Below are 1,999 nucleotides of genomic sequence, written 5' to 3' on the forward strand. Positions count from 1 at the left end.
TGGCGACGGCGGCGAGGACGTGGCGCGCTGCCGCGGCCGGGCACGCCGGCGGACGACGGCGCGGCCGCACCTCGTCCGACGCCACCGACGGCGCGCTCTCCGGCATGGACGGTGTGTCGTCGCGCGGAGCGCGCTCCTTGACCTTCCCGGCCGCTACCGGTGGACGACCTCGCCCGTCCGGCGGGACCTGCGCGCCGCCACCGTCACGCAGCGCTCACCGCGGCCCGCCGCGCCGCTCAGACGAGCGCGACCAGATCGGCGACGGAGTCCACCACGCGGTGCGGCCGGAACGGGAAGCGCTCCACCTGCTCGCGCCGCGTGGAACCGGTGAGCACGAGGAAGGTGCGCAGACCGGCCTCGATGCCGGCGACGACGTCGGTGTCCATCCGGTCCCCGACCATGGCGGTGGTCTCCGAGTGCGCCTCGATCCGGTTCATCGCGGAGCGGAACATCATCGGGTTGGGCTTGCCCACGAAGTACGGCTTGGCACCGGTGGCCTGGGTGATGAGCGCGGCCACGGAGCCGGTGGCGGGCAGCGACCCCTCGGCGGAGGGCCCGGTGACGTCGGGGTTGGTGGCGATGAAGCGGGCGCCGCGCTCCAGCAGCCGGATGGCCCGGGTGATGGCCTCGAAGGAGTAGGTGCGGGTCTCGCCGAGCACCACGTAGTCCGGGGAGGTGTCGGTCAGGACGAAACCGGCCTCGTGCAGGGCGGTGGTGAGACCGGACTCGCCGATGACGTAGGCGGAGCCCTGCGGCATCTGCCGGGCGAGGAAGTCGGCGGTGGCCATCGCCGAGGTCCAGATGCACTCCTCGGGCACGGACAGCCCGCTGCGGGCCAGCCGGGCGGCGAGGTCGCGGGGCGTGAAGATCGAGTTGTTGGTGAGGACGAGGAAGCGGCGGCCGGTGTCGACGAGCCGGGACAGGAACTCCGCGGCCCCCGGCAGGGCGCGCTCCTCGTGGACGAGCACGCCGTCCATGTCGGTCAGCCAGCACTCGATCTCGCGCTGGTCGCCCAGGGGCTCGGACACGGCGGTTCCTCCTCGGGTGTCGGTGCTGCTGCGGGCCGGCGGTGCTGCGGGTGCGCTCAGGCGTCCCAGCCGTCCAGGACGGCGCGGGTGCCGGACAGGCCGAGGCGGGTGGCGCCGGCCTCGATCATCGCGCGGGCCTGCGCGGCGGTGCGGATGCCGCCGCTGGCCTTGATCCCCAGCCGGCCGCCGACGGTGGCGTGCATGAGGGCCACGGCGTGGGTGCTGGCGCCGCCGGCGGCGGAGAAGCCGGTGGAGGTCTTCACGAAGTCGGCCCCGGCGGCCTCGGCGGCCAGGCACGCCCCCACCAGCGCCTCGTCGGTCAGCGCCGCGGACTCCACGATCACCTTCAGGACGCCGGGGGCGGGCACGGCGGCGCGCACGGCGGCCACGTCGGCGCGCACCGCGTCGAAGTCCCCGGCCAGCGCGGCGGCCACGTCGATCACCACGTCCACCTCCTGCGCGCCGCGCGCCACGGACTCCGCGGCCTCGGCGGCCTTCACGGCGCTGGTGTGCTTGCCGGAGGGGAAGCCGCAGACGGTGGCGACGACGAGGCCGGTGCCGTCCACGGGCAGCAGCGACGGGGAGACGCACACCGCCAGCACGCCGAGGGCGCGCGCCTCGTCGCACAGCGCCGCCACGTCGGCGGGGCCCGCCTCGGGCTTGAGCAGGGTGTGGTCGACCATGCGGGCGACGTCGGCGCGGGTCGGGGCAGCGGTCACGGCGGCGATCCTCGCAGGGACCGCCGCCGCGGGGCTACGCGGTCCCGGGTGTGCCCGGCCCCGGTCCCGGGTCCGGTCCCGCCTGCGGCGGCAGGGGCAGCGGTGGTGGCGGAGCGTGACCGGTGTGGGTGAGCGATCCCAGCCGTTCGGAGCACGCCGGCTCCGCTGCGTCGGCGCCCGGCCGTGCCGCCCGCACCGCGCGCGCCTCCCGTGCGGCGGTGCCGGCGGGCCGGGCGCTCCCGGCGGGCCTAC

The 1,999-nt window shown here is 76.4% G+C and carries 2 protein-coding genes; both read right to left on the reverse strand.

The features are described from left to right. Positions 1-236: 236 nt before the first annotated feature. Entirely contained in the window at positions 237-977 is a 741-nt protein-coding gene (locus tag ABEB16_RS18765; protein ID WP_345713732.1) for an HAD-IIA family hydrolase, read from the reverse strand. A 107-nt stretch (positions 978-1,084) separates the two neighbouring features. After that, a complete protein-coding gene (deoC, locus tag ABEB16_RS18770) occupies positions 1,085-1,711 on the reverse strand; it encodes a deoxyribose-phosphate aldolase (protein ID WP_345713733.1) in 627 nt (208 codons plus the stop codon). Positions 1,712-1,999: the final 288 nt, after the last annotated feature.

Source organism: Kineococcus glutinatus, from assembly GCF_039542765.1.
GTDB lineage: Bacteria > Actinomycetota > Actinomycetes > Actinomycetales > Kineococcaceae > Kineococcus_A > Kineococcus_A glutinatus.

Excerpts from the sequence above, each read along its gene's own strand:
- ABEB16_RS18765 (WP_345713732.1), bottom strand. The coding sequence starts at position 977 with ATGGACGGCGTGCTCGTCCACGAGGAGCGCGCCCTGCCGGGGGCCGCG.
- deoC (WP_345713733.1), bottom strand. The coding sequence starts at position 1,711 with ATGGTCGACCACACCCTGCTCAAGCCCGAGGCGGGCCCCGCCGACGTG.